The organism is Azospirillum brasilense (assembly GCF_003349955.1).
Lineage (GTDB): Bacteria > Pseudomonadota > Alphaproteobacteria > Azospirillales > Azospirillaceae > Azospirillum > Azospirillum brasilense_B.
Genome location: NZ_QLKQ01000036.1, coordinates 23715 through 42978, shown reverse-complemented (window position 1 = coordinate 42978; position 19264 = coordinate 23715). Strand labels below are relative to the sequence as shown.

At 71.6% G+C, this 19264-nt stretch carries 18 protein-coding genes; 7 read left to right on the top strand and 11 right to left on the bottom strand.

Annotated features, from left to right (window positions below; genetic code table 11):
- Positions 1–3: 3 nt before the first annotated feature.
- Genes cysE through DXK32_RS16840 form a run of 3 tightly spaced genes read right to left on the bottom strand, consistent with a single transcriptional unit; the run spans position 4 to position 3678 of the window.
- Positions 4–897 (bottom strand): serine O-acetyltransferase, encoded by an 894-nt coding sequence (gene cysE, locus DXK32_RS16850; protein ID WP_114859580.1) that lies wholly within the window; start codon positions 895–897, stop codon positions 4–6.
- 17 nt (positions 898–914) lie between these two features.
- Positions 915–2762: a family 2A encapsulin nanocompartment cargo protein cysteine desulfurase gene (locus DXK32_RS16845; protein WP_247877199.1), complete on the bottom strand. Its 1848-nt coding sequence runs from the start codon at positions 2760–2762 to the stop codon at positions 915–917.
- A complete protein-coding gene (locus tag DXK32_RS16840; protein ID WP_114859578.1) occupies positions 2749–3678 on the bottom strand; it encodes a family 2A encapsulin nanocompartment shell protein in 930 nt (309 codons plus the stop codon). Before DXK32_RS16840 ends, DXK32_RS16845 begins: the two co-directional genes overlap by 14 nt.
- A gap of 611 nt (positions 3679–4289) precedes the next feature.
- Here DXK32_RS16840 and DXK32_RS16835 point away from each other — a divergent pair.
- From DXK32_RS16835 to DXK32_RS16805, 7 genes are all read left to right on the top strand, one after another.
- Complete coding sequence (locus DXK32_RS16835; protein ID WP_114859577.1) at positions 4290–4889, top strand: helix-turn-helix domain-containing protein; 600 nt, start codon at positions 4290–4292, stop codon at positions 4887–4889.
- Between the two features lie 157 nt (positions 4890–5046).
- Positions 5047–6051, top strand: coding sequence for a thiamine pyrophosphate-dependent dehydrogenase E1 component subunit alpha (locus DXK32_RS16830; protein WP_114859576.1), 1005 nt, complete (start codon positions 5047–5049; stop codon positions 6049–6051).
- Entirely contained in the window at positions 6048–7031 is a 984-nt protein-coding gene (locus DXK32_RS16825; protein WP_114859575.1) for an alpha-ketoacid dehydrogenase subunit beta, read from the top strand. Before DXK32_RS16830 ends, DXK32_RS16825 begins: the two co-directional genes overlap by 4 nt.
- A 29-nt stretch (positions 7032–7060) precedes the next feature.
- Entirely contained in the window at positions 7061–8098 is a 1038-nt protein-coding gene (locus tag DXK32_RS16820; RefSeq protein WP_114859574.1) for a DctP family TRAP transporter solute-binding subunit, read from the top strand.
- 8 nt (positions 8099–8106) lie between these two features.
- Complete coding sequence (locus DXK32_RS16815) at positions 8107–8631, top strand: TRAP transporter small permease (RefSeq protein ID WP_114859573.1); 525 nt, start codon at positions 8107–8109, stop codon at positions 8629–8631.
- Entirely contained in the window at positions 8628–9917 is a 1290-nt protein-coding gene (locus tag DXK32_RS16810) for a TRAP transporter large permease (RefSeq protein WP_114859572.1), read from the top strand. The genes DXK32_RS16815 and DXK32_RS16810 overlap by 4 nt, the downstream gene beginning before the upstream one ends.
- 10 nt (positions 9918–9927) lie before the next feature.
- A complete protein-coding gene (locus DXK32_RS16805; RefSeq protein WP_114859571.1) occupies positions 9928–10731 on the top strand; it encodes an SDR family NAD(P)-dependent oxidoreductase in 804 nt (267 codons plus the stop codon).
- A 15-nt stretch (positions 10732–10746) separates the two neighbouring features.
- Here DXK32_RS16805 and DXK32_RS16800 read toward each other — a convergent pair whose 3' ends face one another.
- The 8 genes from DXK32_RS16800 to DXK32_RS16765 are packed head-to-tail and all read right to left on the bottom strand — an operon-like array spanning position 10747 to position 19254.
- Entirely contained in the window at positions 10747–11526 is a 780-nt protein-coding gene (locus tag DXK32_RS16800) for a MetQ/NlpA family ABC transporter substrate-binding protein (protein WP_114859570.1), read from the bottom strand.
- A gap of 50 nt (positions 11527–11576) precedes the next feature.
- Positions 11577–12428: an HpcH/HpaI aldolase/citrate lyase family protein gene (locus tag DXK32_RS16795; protein WP_114859569.1), complete on the bottom strand. Its 852-nt coding sequence runs from the start codon at positions 12426–12428 to the stop codon at positions 11577–11579.
- The gene (locus DXK32_RS16790) at positions 12425–13909 is read right to left on the bottom strand and encodes an FAD/NAD(P)-binding protein (protein ID WP_114859568.1); all 1485 of its coding nucleotides are present in this window, start codon (positions 13907–13909) and stop codon (positions 12425–12427) included. The genes DXK32_RS16795 and DXK32_RS16790 overlap by 4 nt, the downstream gene beginning before the upstream one ends.
- Complete coding sequence (locus tag DXK32_RS16785) at positions 13906–14361, bottom strand: hypothetical protein (protein WP_114859567.1); 456 nt, start codon at positions 14359–14361, stop codon at positions 13906–13908. The genes DXK32_RS16790 and DXK32_RS16785 overlap by 4 nt, the downstream gene beginning before the upstream one ends.
- A 22-nt stretch (positions 14362–14383) precedes the next feature.
- Positions 14384–15367, bottom strand: coding sequence for a dipeptidase (locus DXK32_RS16780; RefSeq protein ID WP_114859566.1), 984 nt, complete (start codon positions 15365–15367; stop codon positions 14384–14386).
- On the bottom strand, positions 15364–15978 hold the full coding sequence (locus tag DXK32_RS16775) for a sarcosine oxidase subunit gamma (RefSeq protein WP_114859565.1): 615 nt from the start codon (positions 15976–15978) through the stop codon (positions 15364–15366). The genes DXK32_RS16780 and DXK32_RS16775 overlap by 4 nt, the downstream gene beginning before the upstream one ends.
- Positions 15971–18976 (bottom strand): sarcosine oxidase subunit alpha family protein, encoded by a 3006-nt coding sequence (locus tag DXK32_RS16770; RefSeq protein WP_114859564.1) that lies wholly within the window; start codon positions 18974–18976, stop codon positions 15971–15973. Before DXK32_RS16770 ends, DXK32_RS16775 begins: the two co-directional genes overlap by 8 nt.
- Complete coding sequence (locus DXK32_RS16765; protein ID WP_109067927.1) at positions 18973–19254, bottom strand: sarcosine oxidase subunit delta; 282 nt, start codon at positions 19252–19254, stop codon at positions 18973–18975. The genes DXK32_RS16770 and DXK32_RS16765 overlap by 4 nt, the downstream gene beginning before the upstream one ends.
- Positions 19255–19264 lie beyond the last annotated feature (10 nt).

Here is a 19264-nt window from a genome sequence, read left to right as displayed (position 1 = left end):
CCGTCAGATCGTGTATTCGGGTTCGGGCAGGCTCATGTCCATTTCCACCGCCGGGGCTTGGCCGGAGGTCGACCAGCCGACGACGCGGGCGGGAACGCCGGCCACCGTGGCGCCGGGCGGCACCGGTTTCAGAACGACGCTGCCGGCGCCGACCTTGGCGTGGCGGCCCACCTCAATGTTGCCCAGCACCTTGGCCCCGGCGGCCAGAAGCACGCCGTCGCGCACCTTGGGATGGCGGTCGCCATGCTCCTTGCCGGTGCCGCCCAGCGTGACGCCCTGGAGGATCGACACGTCGTCGCCGACCACGGCGGTCTCGCCGATCACCACCCCCGTCCCATGGTCGATCAGCACGCCGCGCCCGATGGAAACGGCGGGGTGGATGTCCACCGCGAACACCTCCGACACCCGGCTCTGCAGGAAATGGGCGAGGTCACGGCGCCCCTGCGCCCACAGCCAGTGGGCGACGCGGTGCCATTGCAGCGCGTGGAAGCCCTTGAAGTAGAGGAAGGGCGTCAGAAGGCCATCCGCGGCCGGGTCGCGGGTGACGATGGCCGTCAGGTCGGCGACCGCCGCCGCGATGATTCCGGGATCGCCGGCATGGGCCTGCTCGGTGACGTCGGCCAGCCGTTCGGCGGGGATGTACCAGTCGCCCAGCTTGCGCGCCAGATGCCCGCCGAGCGCGGAGGCGAAGCCATCGTGCGACAGCACGGCGATATCGTGCGACAGAACCGCGATGTGGATGAAGCCGCGCAGCAGCGGATCGCTCTCCGCCGCGGCCTCCGCCTCGGCGCGCAGACGCGCCCACAGGGCCGCCCGCTCCCGGTCGGAGTCCGTCTCGAATCCACCGAGGTTGGCGGGGGTCTGGGCGAAGCGGGCGGGGGTGACGATGCGGCCCATGGGGCGTTTCCTTCCGGTCAGTGGCCGCGCCGGACCAGCGTGTGGCGGATGCGGTGCAGGGCGGCGGTCAGCGCGTCCAGATCCTCGCAGGTGTTGTAGAAGGCCAGCGATGGACGCACCGTGCTCTCCACCCCGAAGCGCCGCAGGATCGGCTGCGCGCAATGATGGCCGGAGCGCACCGCGATGCCCTCCCGGTCCAGCGCCCGGCCCACCTCCTCCGTCCGGCAGCCGTCAAGAACGAAGGAGAGGACTCCGGCCTTCTCGCGCGCCGTGCCGATCAGCCGCAGGCCGGGAACGGTCGACAGGCCGGCGGTGGCGTACTCCAGCAGGGAATGCTCGTAGGCGGCGATGACCGGCATGCCGATGCGGTCGAGATAGTCGATGGCCGCACCCAGCCCCACCGCGTCGGCGATGTTGCCGGTTCCGGCCTCGAACCGCATCGGGGCGGGCTGGTAGACGGTCTTCTCGAAGGTCACGTCGGCGATCATGTTGCCGCCGCCCTGCCAGGGCTGCATGCCCTCCAGCACCTCTTCCCGGCCGTAGAGCAGGCCGATGCCGGTCGGGCCGAACATCTTGTGGCCGGACAGCACGAAGAAGTCGCAGCCCAGCGCCTGCACGTTCACCGGCATGTGCGACACCGCCTGCGCGCCGTCCACCAGCGTGACCGCCCCGGCGGAGCGCGCCATCGCCACCATCTCCGCCGCCGGGGTCACCGTGCCGAGCGCGTTGGACACCAGCGTGAGCGACACCAGACGGGTGCGCGGGTTCAGCAGCCGGGCGTACTCGTCCAGCCGGATCTGGCCGTCCTCGTCCACCGGAACCACCCGCAGCCGCGCCCCGGTCTCGGCGCAGAGCTGCTGCCACGGCACGATGTTGGCGTGATGCTCCAGCCAGGTGACGACGATCTCGTCGCCCTCGCGGATGTGCTGGCGGCCCCACGCCTTGGCGACGAGGTTGATCGCCTCGGTCGCGCCGCGGACGAAGACGATTTCGTCCGTGTCGGCGGCCCCGACGAAGCGGCGGGCCTTCTCGCGCGCCTCCTCATAGGCGTCGGTGGCGCGGGCGGCCAGCGCGTGGGCGGCGCGGTGGATGTTGGAGTTCTCCTCCGCGTAGAAGCGGGCGAGCCGGTCGATCACCGCCTGCGGCTTCTGCGTGGTGGCCGCGTTGTCCAGCCAGATCAGCGGCTTGCCGTGCACCGTCTGGTTCAGGATCGGGAAGTCGCGGCGCGCGGCGCGCGGGTCGAAGGCCGGGCTTGCGGGCGGCGGCAGATCCGGCACCTGCTCGGCGCGGAGCTGCACCGACAGGGCGCCGACCTCCACCAGAAGGCCCGGGGCTGCGGGAACGGCGGAAGGTACGGCGGTAGTGGGCACAGTGGCGGAGGGCACGGTGGCGCCGTGACCGGCCGCCGCGTTGCGCCCGCCGTCGAGGAAATAGGGCGCGCCGGAAGGCAAGGGCGGAGCGCCAGCGACCGGCCCCGCGACCGGTGTGGAGGGAACCGTGGCGGCACCCGGCAGCGCCGGGACCAGCGACAGGGCGCCGCCCAGCGAATGCAGGATCGTCCCAAGCCCGCCGTCGCCGGTCGCCGGCGGGATGGCGGGCGCCGTGGGCCGCAGCGACGGAGCGGGGGAGGCGGACGGGTTGGCCACCGGACCCGGCTGTGGCGCCGCGGGCAGCGGTCCCGGCGCCTGCGCCGCCGACAGCCCGGACGGCGGGGCCACGGCGGGCGCCGGGCCGGAGGGAAGGGCCTGGAAGAACTGGTTCGCGAGGCGGGCGATCAGAGCGATGTCCGGCAATCCCGCCTCCGGTCCGCCGAACCCCGCCGCCGGTGGCGGCGGGGTCAGGGCGGCGGCGTCAGGCGTAGTCATAATAGTTGCCGACATGGACATCCTCCAGCACGCCGATGGCATCCTCGGTCAGGATCGCGGCCGAGCAGTAGAGCGAGATCAGGTACGAGGCGATGGCCTTGCGGTTGATCCCCATGAAGCGGACCGACAGGCTGGGGGCCACCTCGCCGGGGACGCCGGGCTGGAACAGGCCGATCACGCCCTGCTTCGCCTCGCCGGTGCGCAGCAGGAGGATGCTGGTGCGGCTTTCGGGGGTGACGTGCAGCTTGTCGCTGGGGATCAGCGGCAGGCCGCGCCAGGTCAGGAAGGGCGAGCCGTGCAGGGTGACCGTGGGCGGCGGAACGCCACGGCGGGTGCATTCGCGCCCGAAGGCGGCGATGGCGCGCGGGTGGGCCAGGAAGAAGGCCGGCTCCTTCCACACCTTGGCGATCAGCTCGTCCAGATCGTCGGGGGTGGGCTGGCCCTTGCGCGTCTTGATGCGCTGGCTGGGGGCGGCGTTGGTCAGCAGGCCGTATTCGGCGTTGTTGATCAGCTCGCTCTCCTGGCGCTCCTTCACCTTCTCGATCAGCAGGCGGAGCTGCTCCTGGATCTGGTCGATCGGATGGCTGTAGAGGTCCGAGACGCGGGTCTGCACGTCGAGAACGGTGGTGACCGCGTTCAGCGAATATTCCCGCGGGTTCTCGTCGTAGGGGACGAAGGTTTCCGGCAGGTCGGCGTCGTTGCGCGGGCTGCACTCCACCTCGGTCCGCACCTGTCCCTGGGGATCGACGACCCGGTTCAGGCGGTAGATGCCGGCCTCCACCGGGGTCCAGGGCAGGAAGGACACCAGCCAGCGCGGCGTTATGCCCGACCACTGCGCCCGTGTCTTCGTGGCGTTGGCGAGCTGGCGGGCCGCCTGCTCGTTCAATGTTCGGCGCAGCTCGGTGTCTTCGGACATGAAATCGGCTCCTTTGGAAGGGCGGCGGAGGAAAACGGCAGCCGGCGCCATGCACCGACTCCGGGGAATCGGCGGTTTGCGGACGCGGAAATGAAAGGTCGATGGGCGGGAGCGGACATCCGGCTCGGCGATACGGCCTATGGGATGGCGCCGGCCCGCCGAAGGTGGATATGACCATGCATGGCTTTCGCCACGGCCTCAAGCATCGGCGGCGGCCCGGGCGTCGATTGGTCCGCTATAACAGACAAGCCTCCGCTCGATTGTGCGAAGACGCGGCGAAAGGAGTTCCGGCGGATCAAGAGGTGGGCCGGATGATTGTTTCCTATTATTCCAATAGATATTACGGATGGTCACTTCCGTTTCCGGTGGCGGGCTGCTCCTTCATCTGCGTGAGACTTTCAGGCAATTGGTTGGAGCCCTCGTAAGATCGGTGTCATTCCTCACGAGCGGGAACTCGCCGATGGGGCATTCACCCTCTGGTAAGCACGTGTGGAGTTTGTTGTACAATGAAGTGGCGCAATTGGACTCTGTTAAATCTATTTGAATAGTAGGCAATGCGCGTTATTCTCCCCTCGTCGCAGGGAAAGTCCTGCGCAATGAGGGAACGAGCCGTGAGCGCCGCGAACGACGACTACGCCCCCAGCACGCCGGACTCGGCGATTCCCGCCGCCCTTGGCCGCAATCTGAGACGGTTGCGCACCCGCCAGGGGCTGTCTCTGGAGCGGCTGGCCCGCCTGTCCGGGGTCAGCCGGGCGATGCTGGGACAGATCGAGCTGGGACGGAGCGCCCCCACCATCACCGTGCTGTGGAAGATCGCCCGCGCCCTGGACGTGACGCTGACGGCGCTGACCCGGCTGGACGGGCGGGGCGACGTGCTTCTGATGCGGGAGGATCAGGCGCGCAGCTTCGTCTCGCCGGACGGGCTGGTGCGGTCACGGCTCCTCGCGCCGCCGGGGGAGGGGCGGGGGGCCGACTTCCTCGAAATCCGCCTGCGGCCGGGAGGATGCGAAACCGGCGGCGGCGTTTCCTCCGGCGCCAGCATCAATCTGGTGGTGGCGGAGGGGGCCGTGGAACTGTGCGTCGGCAAGGGATCGCACCGTCTCGTGGCCGGCGACGCCGTCCTGTTCGAGGCGGAACGGACCTACCAGTGCCGCAACGCCGACGATGTGGAGGCTCGGCTGTTTCTGGTCCTTTCGCACGGCGAGGGCTGAAGGCAGCCACCGACCCCCGTGGCCACCCGCCGATATTTTACATATTAAGGAAAGCATAATCTTCTGGTTTGCCAAAAATCTTCTGGAAATGCATATGCGGGTGTGAATAAACTCAATTTACCTAGTAGGAAAATAGATAATCAAGGCACGGACATCCATGGCACTACCGAGTTCGCCCCCGGACGCCGCTGCACCCGATGCGGAGCGGCTCCTGGGGCTGTACGCCACGATGCAGCGGATTCGCGTCTTCGAAACGCTGGCCGACGAGGCCCACAAGGCCGGGCAGGTGGCGGGCTACATCCATCTGTCCATCGGGCAGGAGGCCATCGCCGCCGCGGTCGGGGCGAATCTGCGCGAGGACGACGTGCTGACCAGCACGCACCGCGGCCATGGCCACACCATCGCCAAGGGCGCCGACCCGCTGGCCATGTTCCGCGAGCTGTGCGGGCGGGCCGGGGGCACCTGCGGCGGCAAGGGCGGATCGATGCACATCGCCGACTTCTCGGTCGGCATGCTGGGCGCCAACGGCGTCGTGGCCGCCGGCCTGCCCATCGCGGTCGGCGCCGCCCACGCCATCGCGCTGAAGGGCGAGGACCGGATCGCCGTCTGCTTCTTCGGCGACGGCGCCACCAACCGCGGCCCCTTCCTGGAGGCGTTGAACTGGGCCGCCGCCTTCCGCCTGCCGGTGCTGTTCGTCTGCGAGGACAACGGCTATGGCGCCACCACCCGCACCGGCAGCGTGTCGGCGGGCGGCGGCCCCGGCGTTCGGGCGGAAAGCCTGGGCATCCCGGTCACCGTGGTGGACGGCAACGACCTGGCGGCGGTGGACGCGGCGGCGGCGGCCCTCGTCCGCGCCGTGCGCGAGGGCGGAGGGCCGCAATTCCTGCACGCCCGCACCTACCGTTTCCGCGGCCACACCTCCAGCGACCCGGCCACCTACCGCGACGCGGCGGAGGTGCAGGCGCAGCTCGCCGGCAACGACCCGATCCGCCGCGCCGCCGCCACGCTGGCCGGACTCGGCGTGACGCCGGACGCGCTGGAGCGTGTCGAGCGCCACGAGCGCGAGGCGCTGGCCGCCGCCCTCGCCACGGCTCTGGACAGCCCCTGGCCGGACCTCGGCACCGCCTTCACCGACGTACAGGACATCGGAGCGCCGCAATGAGCCGCCTGACCTACCGCGAGGCGGCGCGCCTCGCCCTCGCCCACGAGCTGGCCGCCGATCCCGCCGTCTGGACGCTCGGCGAGGACATCGGCCGCGGCGGTGTGTTCGGCCAGTACCAGGGGCTCCAGGCCGAATTCGGCCCGACCCGCGTCGTCGACACGCCGATCTCCGAGGCCGCCATCATGGGCGGCGCGGTCGGCGCCGCCCTGCTCGGCACCCGTCCGGTGGTGGAGATGCGCTTCTCCGACTTCGCGCTCTGCGCGGTGGACGAGCTGGTCAACCAGGCGGCCAAGGCGCGCTACATGTTCGGCGGGCAGGCCCGCGTGCCGCTGGTGGTGCGCCAGCCGGTCGGGCTGTGGAGCAACTCCGCCGCCCAGCATTCGCAGTCGCTGGAGTCCTGGTACGTCCACATCCCCGGCCTCGTCGTGCTGGCCCCGGCGACGCCCGCCGACAATTACGGGCTGCTCCGCGCCGCCATCCGTTCCGATGACCCGGTGGTCCATCTGGAGCACAAGGACCTGTGGCCCGCGGAGGGCGAGGTGCCGCTGGACGGCGACTGGGAGGTGCCGATCGGCGTCGCCCGCCGCGTGCGCGAGGGCCGCGACGTGACCGTCGTCACCTGGTCCGGCGGCGTCCGCATCGCCGAGGAAGCCGCCACCCTGGCCGAGACGCAGGGCGTGTCGCTGGACATCCTCGACCTGCGCAGTCTGTGGCCGTGGGACCGCGGCGCGGTTCTGGATTCAGTCGCCCGCACCGGGCGGCTGCTGGTGGTGCACGAGGCGGTCGAGGTGGCCGGCTTCGGCGCGGAGATCGCGGCGACCGTGGCCGACGCGCTGTTCGGCGCGCTGAAGGCGCCGGTGCGCCGGCTGGGCGCCCCGCGCATCCCCGTCCCCTATTCCCCGGCGCTGGAACCGGCGAGCCGGATCACCGCCCCGGCGGTCGCCGCCGCGGCCGCCGGTCTGGTCTCCTGGCGCTCCTGACCCCATTCCCCTCTTCGGAGTTCCTGTTCATGCTGACGAGAACGCGCCCCCTGCTGGCCGCCGCGCTGACCCTGTTCGGCGCGCTGGCCGCCGTCTCCGTGCCCGCTGGCGCGGCCGAGTACAAGAGCGAATACAAGCTGTCGGTGGTCGGCAGCCGCCCCATCCCCATCGCGGAGGGGGCCTACCGCTGGGCCGAGCTGGTCACCGAGAAGACCGGGGGCCGCATCACCGTGAAGGTCTATCCCGGCTCCAGCCTCGTCGGCGGCGACAACACGCGGGAGTTCACCGGACTGCGCCAGGGCTCCATCGACCTGCTGGTGAACTCCACCATCAACCTGTCGCCGACGGTGAAGGAGGCCAACCTCTTCTCGCTGCCCTTCCTGTTCCCGGACAGCAAGGCGTTCGACGCGGTCGCCCAGGGCGAGCCGGGCAAGGCGCTGTTCGGCATCCTGGAATCCAAGCAGGTCATGCCGCTGGCCGTGGGCGAGAATGGGTTCCGCGCCCTGTCCAACTCGAAAAAGCCGGTGCGCACGCCGGATGATCTGAAGGGGCTGAAGGTCCGCGTCGTCGGGTCGCCCATCTTCAACGACATCTTCACCGCGCTGGGCGCCAACCCGACCCAGATGACCTTCGCCGACCTGCAGCCCGCCCTGTCCACCGGCGCCGTGGACGGGCAGGAGAACCCGGTCAGCCTGTTCCTCGCCGCCAAGCTCTACGGCCTGAACCAGAAGCATCTGACGCTGTGGAACTACATCGCCGACGCCGGGCTGTTCATCGCCAACAAGGAGGTGTGGGAGAGCTGGACGCCGGAGGACCGGGCGCTCGTCCACGACGCTGCGGTGCAGGCCGCCGCCGAGTTCACCGCCCTGTCGCGCCAGGGCCTGACCGCCGAGGACCGCTCCGCCCTGACCGCCCTGGCGTCCCACGGGGTGCAGGTGGTGACCACGGAGCAGACCGATGTGGCGGCCTTCCGCAAGGCGACCCGCCCGGTCTACGAGAAATGGACGCAGACGGTCGGCGCCGACCTCGTGCGCAAGGCCGAAGAGGCCGTGGCGAGGAGCCGCTGAGACCCGCGATGGCCGAACCCAACCCCGAATCTGGCGCGGACACGCCCCGCGTCCCCCTTGCCATCGAGGAGGCGCTGGCCGCCGCCGCGATTGCGGTCATGGGGCTGATCACCTTCGCCAACGTGGTGACGCGCTACACCACCAACGTCTCGCTGGCCTTCACGGAGGAATACGCCATCGTCCTGATGGTGGTGATGACCCTGCTGGGCGCCTCGGTTGCGGTGGCGCGCGACCATCACATCCGCATCGGCTTCCTGATCGACCGGTTCGGGCCGCGCGGGCGGTTGCGGGCGGAGCTGCTGGCGCTCGGCGTCACGGCCCTGGTGTTCGGGGCGCTGGTCGCGCTGGGCACATTGATGACCATCGACGAGTACCGGTTCGAGATTTCCTCGCCCGGTCTCGGCGTGCCGCAATGGCTCTACACGCTGTGGCTTCCGCTGCTGTCGGCGGTGGTCACGCTGCGGGCGCTCGGGCGGGCGGTGCGGGTGGTCCGGCGGCCGGACATCCTGCGGGCGGGGGCCGGCGAGCCATGATCCCGCTGCTGCTGTTCGCCGGCTTCTTCCTGCTGCTGTTCCTCGGCGTGCCCATCGGGGTGGGGCTGGCGTTCGCCGGGGCCGTCGCCATCGCGCTGGAGGGCTCGGGCATCCTGTCGCTGTCCACCACGGTCTACACCGGGGTGGCGAAGTACCCGCTGCTCGCCATTCCGATGTTCGTCCTGACCGGGCTGATCTTCGAGCGGTCGGGGGTGGCGGCGCGGCTGGTCGCCTTCGCCCTGGCGGTGGTCGGCAAGCGGCAGGGGGCGCTGCCGGCGGTCGCCATCGTCGTCGCGATGTTCATGGGCGGCATCTCCGGCTCCGGCCCGGCGACCTCCGCCGCGGTCGGCGCCGTGATGACCGCGGCCATGCTGAAGGAGGGCTATCCCCGCGCCTTCACGGCCAGCGTCATCGGCGCCGCGGCGGCGACCGACATCCTGATTCCGCCCTCCATCGCCTTCATCGTCTACAGCATCCTGGTGCCGCAGGCGTCGGTTCCGGCCCTGTTCGCCGCCGGGATCGTGCCGGGCATCCTCGCTGGTCTGGCGCTGATCGTCCCGGCGGTCTGGCTGTCGCGCCGCCACGGCTTCGGCGAGACGGCGCGGGAGGGCGAGGCGCGCCCGCCGCTGTGGCCCGCCTTGCGCGAGGCGGTGTGGGGTCTGATGGCCCCGGTGGTCATCCTCGGCGGGCTGCGCGGCGGGCTGTTCACCCCGACCGAGGCGGCGGTGGTCGCCGCGGCCTACGGCCTGTTCGTCGGCTTCTTCGTCTACCGCACCCTGACCCTGCGCGACCTCTACGGCCTGCTGGTCGAGGCGGCGGAGGTGTCGGGGGTGATCCTGACGGTGGTGGCGCTGGCCGGCGTCTTCGCCTGGGCGACCGCGACGCTCGGCATCATCGACCCGGTGGCGCGGGGCATCCTGGGGCTGGGGATCGGCGAATACGGCGTGCTGGCGCTGCTGATCGGCGTGCTGGTGGTGATCGGGATGTTCCTGGACGGCGTGTCCACCTTCCTGATCCTGCTGCCGATCCTGGTACCCATCGCCAACCACTTCCAGTGGGATCTGGTGTGGTTCGGGGTGATCCTGACCATGAAGCTGGCCATCGGCCAGTTCACGCCCCCCATGGCCGTCAACCTGATGGTCACCTGCAAGATCGCCGGAACCACCATGGAGGCGACGGTGCGCTGGGTCGGCTGGCTGATCCTGGCGATGTTCGTGGCGCTGGCCCTGGTCGCCGCCCTGCCGCAACTCGCCCTGTGGATTCCCCACACGCTGGGCTACGAGTGAGACGCGCATCATGAGCGAAGCGAAGGCCGGACGTCTGGCCGGCAAGGTGGCGCTGGTCTTTGGCGCGGGTTCCTCCGCCCCCGGCTGGGGCAACGGCAAGGCGACGGCGGTCGCCTATGCCCGCGAGGGCGCCCGCGTGGTCGCCGTGGACAAGGTGGCGGAGGCCGCGGAGGAGACCGCCGCCCTGATCGCCACGGAAGGCTTCGCGGCGCTGGCCGTCACCGCCGACGTGACGAAAGGGCCGGAGATCGCGGCGGCGGCCGAACGGACGCTCGCCGCCCACGGGCGCATCGACATCCTGCACAACAACGTCGGCATCACCGAGCCCGGCGGGCCGGTGGAGACCAGCGAGGAGAGCTGGCGCCGGGTGCTCGACACCGACCTGACCGGCGTCTTCCTGACCTGCAAGCAGGTGTTGCCGGTGATGGTGGCGCAACGGTCGGGGGCGATCGTAAACATCTCCTCCATCGCCGCGATCCGCTGGGCCTACCCCTACATCGGCTACGCGGCGGCGAAGGCCGGGGTCAACCAGTTCACCGTCGCGGTGGCCCGCCAGCACGCCCGCGACGGAATCCGCGCCAACGCCGTCATGCCCGGCCTGATCGACACGCCGATGGCCCGCAGCCAGATCGCCGCCCATTACAAGGACGCCGGGGAGATGCGCCGGGCGCGCGATGCGCTGTGCCCGCTGGGCTTCCAGGGGACGGCCTGGGACATCGCCGCGGCGTCGGTCTTCCTGGCGTCCGACGAGGCGCGCTACATCACCGGCGTGTGCCTGCCGGTGGACGGCGGGCTCAGCCTCGGCATCGGCTGAGCCCTGTTCCGTTCCTTACCAGCCGGGGACGGCGGCGCCGTTGAACTTGGTCTGGATGAACTCCTTGACCACCGGCGACTGGTAGGCGGCGACGAATTTCTTCACCCACGGCTGGTCGGCGTCCTTCCGGCGCACGACGATCTCGCAGGTGTACTGCGACTGCGGGCTTTCCAGGATCAGCGAATCCTTGACCGGGTTCAGCTTGGCCTCCAGCGCGTAGTTGGTGTTGACGGCCGACGCGTCCACGTCGTCCAGCGAATGGACGAGCTGCGGCGATTCCAGCTCCACGATCTTCAGTTTCTTCGGGTTCCCGACGATGTCGAGCGGGGTGGCCTTGATGCCAGCCCCCGGCTTCAGCGTGATCAGCCCGGCGCTCTCCAGCAGCAGGAGCGAGCGGGCGCCGTTGCTGGGGTCGTTGGGGATGGAGATGGAAGCGCCCACCGGCAGGTCGGCCACCGTCTTGTGGCGCTTGGAATAGACGGCGATGGGGAACAGCGTCGTCTTGCCGACCGGCACGATGTCGTAGCCGCGGGCGTCGATCTGCGCCTTCAGGAAGGGCAGATGCTGGTAGGAGTTGGCCTCCAGGTCGCCGGCGGCCAGCGCGGCGTTCGGCTGTATGTATTCGGTGAATTCGACGATCTGGATGTCCAGCCCGTCCTTGGCGGCGTTGGCCTTGACGACTTCCAGGATCTGGGCGTGCGGGCCGGAGGTGGCGCCGACCTTGATGGTCTGGGCGTAGGCCGGGGCGGCCAGGGCGACCAGCAGGCCGGTGGCGGCGAGGATGAGGCGCTTCATGATGAATGCGGTCTTTCCAGTGGGACGAATGGGGGTTGGACGGGCGAGGATCAGGCAGCGGCGCCGGCGGTGAGGAGGATGCGCTCCATCTCGCGGACCACCGGCTTCTCGATCAGCTTGCCGTCCACCACGACGAGGCCGGTCGTGCTCTCCTGGAAGGCGGCGATGATGCGGCGGGCGTGGGCCACCTCCTCCGCCGTCGGCGTGAAGGCGGCGTGGATGGCCGCCAGATGGCCGGGATGGATCAGCGCCTTGCCGGTGAAGCCCAGGGCGGCGGCGCGGCGGGCCTCCGTTTCCAGCCCGGCGGCGTCCTCCAGGTCGAGGAAGGGCACGTCCAGCACGGCGACGCCGGCCCGCGCCGCCGCGTGCACGATGCGCGAGCGAGCGTAGAGCAAAGCGTCCCAGGTCGGGCGGACGCGCAGTTCCGCCGACAGGTCGACGGCGCCGATGAACAGGGCGATGATGGAGGGATCGGCCTCGGCGATCTCGGCCACCCGTTCCAGCCCCTCCGCCGTCTCGATGATGACGTAGAGGGCCACCGGCTCGGGGCGCGAGCGCAGCAGGTCGGCGACGATCCGCACCTCGTCGGCGGAGCGCACCTTGGGCAGGACCAGCGCGTCGGGCAGGGTCTCCAGCGTCAGGATGGCGCCGATGTCGGCGATCCCTTCCGGGGAGCGGATGCTGTTGATGCGCAGGGCCTTTTCCGCCCGCGCGGCGCGCTGCCCGTGATAGGCGGGCAGGGAGAGGGCGCGCGCTTCGTCCTTGCGGTCGGGAGCGACGGCGTCCTCAAGGTCGATGCACACCACGTCCGCACCCGTCTCCAGCGCCTTGGCGAAGCGGTCGGGGCGGAGGCCGGACACGAACAGGAAGCTGCGGCGGCGGATGGATCGAAGGTCGGTCATGTCGGTGTTTCCGTGTCTCGGAACGAGGATGAATCGACCGGCGGGCGCCACAGCGCGTGGACGTACTCCTCGCCGGTCAGGTCGGGGGTGTCGAAGGCGCGCAGGCGCTCCAGATGCGCCGCGCGGTCGGCGAGCCACAGGTCGCGCCCGATGGCGGAAACGAGGCGGGGAACGCCGTGCCTCAGGCTGGCGATCTCCCCGACCGCGCGCCCATGGCTGACGACGCCGCCGTAGGTGAAATTGTGGATGTCCTTCAGAAAGGGCGCCGTGCCGGGCGCCTTCTCCACGAACTCGAAGCCCGGCCCCAGATAGGGGTTGGCGGCCAGCCCCGCGTCCTCCTCGCCGGGCGGCGGGGCGTAGCGGTCGCGCCAGAGGGCGATGGTCTCCGCAAAGCCGGCCAGTTCCGGACGGCGGGCGAGGTCGGTGCGGTAGCCGGTGCCGGCGATCACACAATCGAAGCGGTGACGCCCGTCGGCCGCCTCCACCTCGACGGTCCCCCCGGCGTCGTGCGCCGCGATCCAGCCGGCGGCGAGATGCAGGTGGAAGTTGGCAAAGCGCGTGGCACGGCGCACCGTGTCCGGCATCGGGCCGGGCGCGTTCGCGAAGAAGCGCCGCATCAGGCTCCAGCGGTCGGCGTCCGGCAGCTCGTGGAAATGGTCGAGCGCGCCGGCGTAGGACAGGCCCTTGACCGTGGTGACCCGCGTCAGGTCGGCGTTGCGGCAGAACAGATGGACGGCGGCGGCGCCTTGCTCCAGAGCGGTGGCGGCGGTGTCGAAGGCGGAGGAGGCCGCCCCGAGAACGCCGATCACCTTCCCGCCAAGCGCCGCGAAGTCGATGGGATCATCGGTGTGAGCGTAGAGGCTCCGCGGCAGGCTGTCCGCGATGACCGGCGGGACGAAGGGGCCGCCGCTGCCGTCCATCCCGGTCGCCAGCACCAGCTTGCGCGCGGTCTCGGTCCGAGCCTCGCCATCCCGCTCCAGACTCAGACGGAAGCCGTGCGGCGCCGTGGCGTCCAGCGGTTCGATGCGGGTCAGGCGGGTGCGGTTGCGCACGGCGATCCCAGTCGCACGCCGGTACCAGCGCACATAATCCGCCCACACCGTGCGCGGGATGCGCCCGAGGACGGCGTAGGCGTCCGCCCCGAACGCCGCCTCGTACCAGGATCGGAAGGTCAGGCCGGGCAGGCCGAGTTCCGGGCCGGGCAGGGTCTTCACCGACCGCAGGGTCTGCATGCGGGCGGTGGTTTCCCACACGCCCTCGCGGCCTTCCTCCGCGGCGTCGATGACGGTGATGTTGGTGATGCCCGCCCGGCGCAGCGCGAAGGCAACGGCCAGCCCGCTCTGCCCGGCGCCGACGACAACCACGTCATGGTCGATGCCGGGGGTGGGCGGCACCCAGTTCCCGCCGGTGTCGCCCAGCCGGTCCAAAGCGTGCGCCACATCCGCGGCCAGCGCGTCCACGGCGGCGGTGTCGATGGTCATGCTTGCTCTCCCGCAGGAGCCGCATCCGGGACCGGCTCGATCCACATGCGCACCTTCACCGCGCCGAAGCCGCCGACCGCCGGGCCGGGGTCGGTGCAGTGGGCGCCCGGCAGGGACAGGGACACCGCACCCTCCCGCCCGAAGCGGTCGAAGGCGATGCCGACGCGCTGCGCCAGCATCCCCATCAGGAAGACGCAGACCGGCCCGGTCGTCTGCGCCGGGTCGAGGTTCGCGCCCTGCATGACGTAGCGCTGGCCGACGCGGACCCCGGCCATGCAGCGCTCGGCCTCCACGACCTCCGCGACCACCTGATGGCGGGCGCAGCCATCGAAGAAGCCCTTGGAGCCCTCCAGCATCGCGGCGACGGCGGGGCGTTCTGCCTCCGGCGTGTCGGCGATGAAGGCATCGGGCACCGCTCGCCCGAAGAAGTCGGCGGCTGTCTTGCGGTCCATGATCGGATGCTCCTCCGTCGCCTCAGCGGCCCGCCGGGTCGCGCCAGACCTCGCCGAACAGGCGCAGCCAGTTGCCGCCCAGCAGCTTGGCGATGCGCGGCTCCGGCCAGCGGCGGCGCTCCATGGCGGCGGTCAGGTTGGGAAAGCCGTCCAGCCGCTCGAATCCCGGCGGGTTGCGCACCTCCCCGACCTCCAGCAGGCGGCGCCCGGTGCCCTTGTCGAGCGTGAAGTATCGGATGCCGTCCGCGTCCACGTCCTGGGTGAAGTCGGTGCCGATGGCGACGTGATCCTCGCCGCACAGATTCACGGTGTGCTCGACGGCGTCCAGGTAATCGTCGATGGTGCTGTCGTTGCCGCGCGGCATGAAGGGCGGGAACATGGTCACGCCGACCACGCCGCCGCGCTCCGCGATGAAGCGCAGCTCCGCGTCGGTCTTGTTGCGCGGGTGGTCCTTCAGCGCCCTGGGCGCGCAGTGGGTGTAGGCGACCGGCTGGCGGGAGGCGAGGATCGCCTCCTCCGCGGTGCGCGACCCGACATGGCTGAGGTCGATCAGGATGCCGACGCGGTTCAGCTCCGCCACCAGATCGTGGCCGAAGTCGGTCAGCCCGCCGTCGCGGCTCTCCAGGCACCCCGATCCGACCGAATTGGCCGTGTGGTAGGTGAGCTGCACGACCCTCAAGCCCAGCTCGTGGAACAGCGCCACATAGGGCAGATGGTCGCCGAATCCGGTGGAGTTCTGCCAGCCGAGGATCACCCCGACCCGCCCCGTCTCCTTGGCGCGGGCGATGTCCTCCACCCGGTGCACCGGGGCCAGCAGGTCGGCGTGTTCGCGCAGCCGGACCTTCCACTGGGCGACGGCGTGCAGCGATGGCTCCAGGCCCTCCCAGACGGAGCAGGTGCAGTTGGCGGCGGCGATTCCGCCCCGCTGCATGCTCTCGAACACCGAACGGCTCCAGCGGGAAACGATCAGGCCGTCGATGACGGTCAGGGACTCGTGCAGGCTCATCGGGGGAAACTCTCGTCGTTCGAAGGGTGGTCGAGCGCGGCGTCGGCCAGCCAGGACCACAGGTATCCGGCCCAGGGCCGTTCGACGTGGAGGCGGAAGACTGGACCATTGGCGCCATCCTCCGCCCGTTGCAGCAGGACGCCGATGCGCCCCAGCCGCGTGCGCGTTGCCCGGCCCGCCGGGAAGGCGGCGGGGTGCAGGTCGAGCGCGGTGCCGCCGGCCAGAACCTCGCGGGCGCGCGGGCCGGACAGTTCGAGGTCCGGCAGGCCGTCGCCCACCTCCGCCGCGGCCAGCCCGGCGCGCAGCAGGGCGGGGGCGAGGCTGCCCGGCCCGCTCCCCAGCACCAGCCATTCGTCGGGGCCGAGCCACAGGAGTTCGGCAACCGGGGAGCGCGCGGCGGCCCCCGGCTGCTCCGGCGGGGCGACGCCCAGCACGCCCGCGACGGCGGCGCTCCACGCGGGCGTGAAGCGCCCGCGCAGCAGCGCCTTGGGCCGGTGGCCGGGATCGCGCAGGCGGATGACGCCGGGACGCTCGAAGAGGCCCCCCGGCGCCACCCCCGCGAAGGCGCTGCGCGGCGTTGGGCGCCCGGCTTTCGTCAGGTCGTCAGGCATGGAGGCGGTGTCCTTCCGGATCGTAGAATCGCGGCTCGGTCACGGTGGCGCGGACGAAGTCCCCGTCGCCGTTCACCGTGACCGTCCGGCCGATCCGCTCCCGCCCGTCGCGCAGCAGCGCCAGCGCGATGGAGCGGCCGAGCGCGGGGCTGGCGTAGGCGGAGGTGACGGTCCCCAGCTTCGGCACCGGCGGGCGCCGGTCGGTGGTCTCCACGATGCAGGCGCCTTCCGGCAGCACCGCCGCCGGGTCCTCCGTCAACAGCCCGACGAGCTGGAGCCGGCCCGGCCCGGCGAGATGGCGGCGGAGCATCCCGCGCTTGCCCACGAAGTCCAGCTTGCGGTCGGCGACCAGGGCGGACAGGCCGATGTCATGCGGGGTCTGCGACCCGTCGGTGTCCTGGCCCAGGATGACGTAGCCCTTCTCGGCGCGCAGGATGTGCACGGCCTCCAGCCCGAAGGGCGCGATGCCGAAGCCCCGCCCGGCCTCCAGCAGCGCGTCCCACAGGGCGGGGCCGTGGCCGGCGGGCACGTTGACCTCGTAGGACAGCTCTCCGGTGAAGCTGACCCGGAAGACCCGCGCCGGCAGGCCGGCGACCTGCCCCTCGCGCACCGCCATGTGGGGGAAGGCGGCGGCGGACAGGTCGATATCGGTCCCAGCGCTGCCCAGAACGGCGCTGCCCAGCACGGCGCGGGCATTCGGCCCGGCGACGGTGACGCTGGCCCATTGGGCGGTGACGGGGATCACCGCCACGTCGAGATCCGGCCAGTCGCACTGGAGCCATTCCTCCAGCCAGTCGTGGACGGCGCGGGCGCCGCCGCTGGTCTTGCTGACCAGATAGCGGTTCTCGCCCAGCCGCGCCGTCACCCCGTCGTCGAGGATCGTCCCGTCGTCGCGCAGCATCAGGCCGTAGCGCGCCGCTCCCACCGGCAGCGAGCGCCAGCGGTTGGCATAGACGCGCTCCAGCAGTTCCACCGCGTCCGGCCCGTGCAGCTCGATCTTGCCCAGCGTGGAGCTGTCGAACAGCCCGGCGGCCCGTCGCACGGTCAGCGCCTCCCGGGCGATGGCGGCGGCGCGCTCCTCGCCGGGGCGGGGGAACAGGACCGGGCGGCGCCAGGACCCGGCGTTCTGGAACTCCGCCCCGGCGGCGGCGTGCCGGGAATCGACGGGGGTGACGGCCACCGGCTCGTACAGCGCGCCGACGTCCCGCCCGGCCAGCGCGCCGAAGGGCACCGGCACGTAGGGCGGGCGGTAGGTGGTGGTGCCGACCGCGTCGATGGGCTCGCCGCGCTCCTCCGCCAGGATGCCCAGGGCGAGCAGGTTGCCGGTGCGCCCCTGGTCCGGCCCCATGCCGGCGGTGGTGTAGCGCTTCAGATGCTCGACGGAGCGGTAGCCCTCGCGGACGGCCAGCTCCACATCCGCCACCGTCACGTCGTTGTGCAGATCGACGAAGCGCCGCGCCCGCCGCGACAGGGCCGGGATGCGCCACAGGGCGCGCGGCGCCAGCGGCGGGGTGGGGCTGGCGGCCAGGGCGGGCGAAGGGGCGCCCGGCGTATGGCCGGCGCGTTCCGCCGCCTCCCGACCGGCCTCCGTCCCCTCGGCCAGGGCGGCGGCGAGGCCGAAGGTGCCGTTGGCCGCACCGGCGACCCGCCACGGCCCCTCGCAGGGAATGGGAAGCAGGGCGGCGGTCTCCGCGTCGTAGCGCAGCCGCCCGCCGACATGGGCGTGCAGGTGGACGGTGGGCGACCAGCCGCCGGACTGGGCCAGCAGGTCGCAGGCGACGTCCTGCTCCGTGCCCGGCAGCAGGGCGCCGCCGTCGTCGGTCAGGCGCGCGAGGGTCACGCCGCGCACCGCGCCGCGTCCCCGTACGGCGGCGACCGCATGGCCGGTCAGCAGGGGAATGCCGCGCTCGCGCAACGCCTCCGCCCAGGGGCCGGACACCGCCGTCCGCAGGTCGGCCACCGCCGCCACCGCGACGCCGGCCTCGTCCAGGTCCAATGCGGTGCGCAAGGCGCTGTCGTTGTTGGTGAAGACCACCGCCCGCCGTCCCGGCGCCACGGCGTAGCGGTTCAGGTAGCTGCGCACGGCGCCGGCCAGCATCACCCCCGGACGGTCGTTGTCGGCGAAGGCCAGCGGCCGTTCCAGCGCGCCGGTCGCCAGCACGATCCGCTTGGCGCGGACCTTCCACAGCCGGGCGCGCGGACCGTCGGTGTCGGGTGCCGTACGCTCCAGAACGCTGAGGAATCCGTGGTCGTGCTGCCCAAGCGCCGTGGCGCGGGTGAGCACCACAACGTCCGGCAGGGTGGCGAGCCGCGCCCGCACCGCTTCAACCCATTCCAGCGCCGGACGCCCGGCGATCTCCTCCCGCCCGCCGAGCAGGCTGCCGCCCAACCGCTGGTCGGAGTCGACCAGCAGCACGCGCGCCCCGGCCTCCGCGGCGGCCAGCGCGGCGGCCAGACCGGCGGGGCCGCCGCCGACCACCGCCACGTCGGCGTGGTGCCAGCGTTTGGCGTAGCGGCTGGGGTCCGGCTCCTCCGGCGCATGGGCGACGCCGGCGAGGCGGCGGATGACCCGCTCGTAGAGCGGCCACAGCGCGGCGGGCGCCTTGAAGGTCTTGTAGTAGAAACCGGCGGGCAGCAGCGGGGCCGCGAAATCCAGCAGACCACCGATGTCGAAACGCACCGACGGCCAGCCGCCGAGCCCATGCGACACCAGTCCGGGCCGCAGCTCCACCGCCGTGGCGGCGGCCAGCGGCTCGACCAATGCGCCGGCCCCGGTCTCCACGAAGCCGTTGGGCTCCTCCACGCCGCTGCCCAGGATGCCGCGCGGACGGTGCAGCTTGAAGCTGTGCCCGACCACCCGCACGCCGTTGGCCAGCAGGGCGGCGGCGAGGCTGTCGCCCGCGAACCCCTCGTAGGAGCGCCCGTCATGGACGAAGCGCACCGGCTGGCCGCGGTCGATCAGGCCGCCGCGCGGCAGACGGTGGGGCTGGCCGCTCATGGCGCGGACTCCGGACGGGACGCGCCCATCGGATAGACCGCGGTGATCTCGTGGGTCACCGTGTCGCGCAGCAGGTTGAACCAGCGCCGGCAGCCGTAGAGATGATGCCAGCGCTCGGCCAGCACGCCCCGCGGGTTGGTGCGGACGTAGAGATACTCGGCGAAGGTCCGGTCGTCGGGCGCTTCGGCGACGGCGGGGCGGGCGACGTGGGATTCGCCGCCGCAGCGGAATTCGCGCTCCTCGCGCGGGCCGCAATGGGGGCAGGGGATCAGCAGCATGGTTCACTCT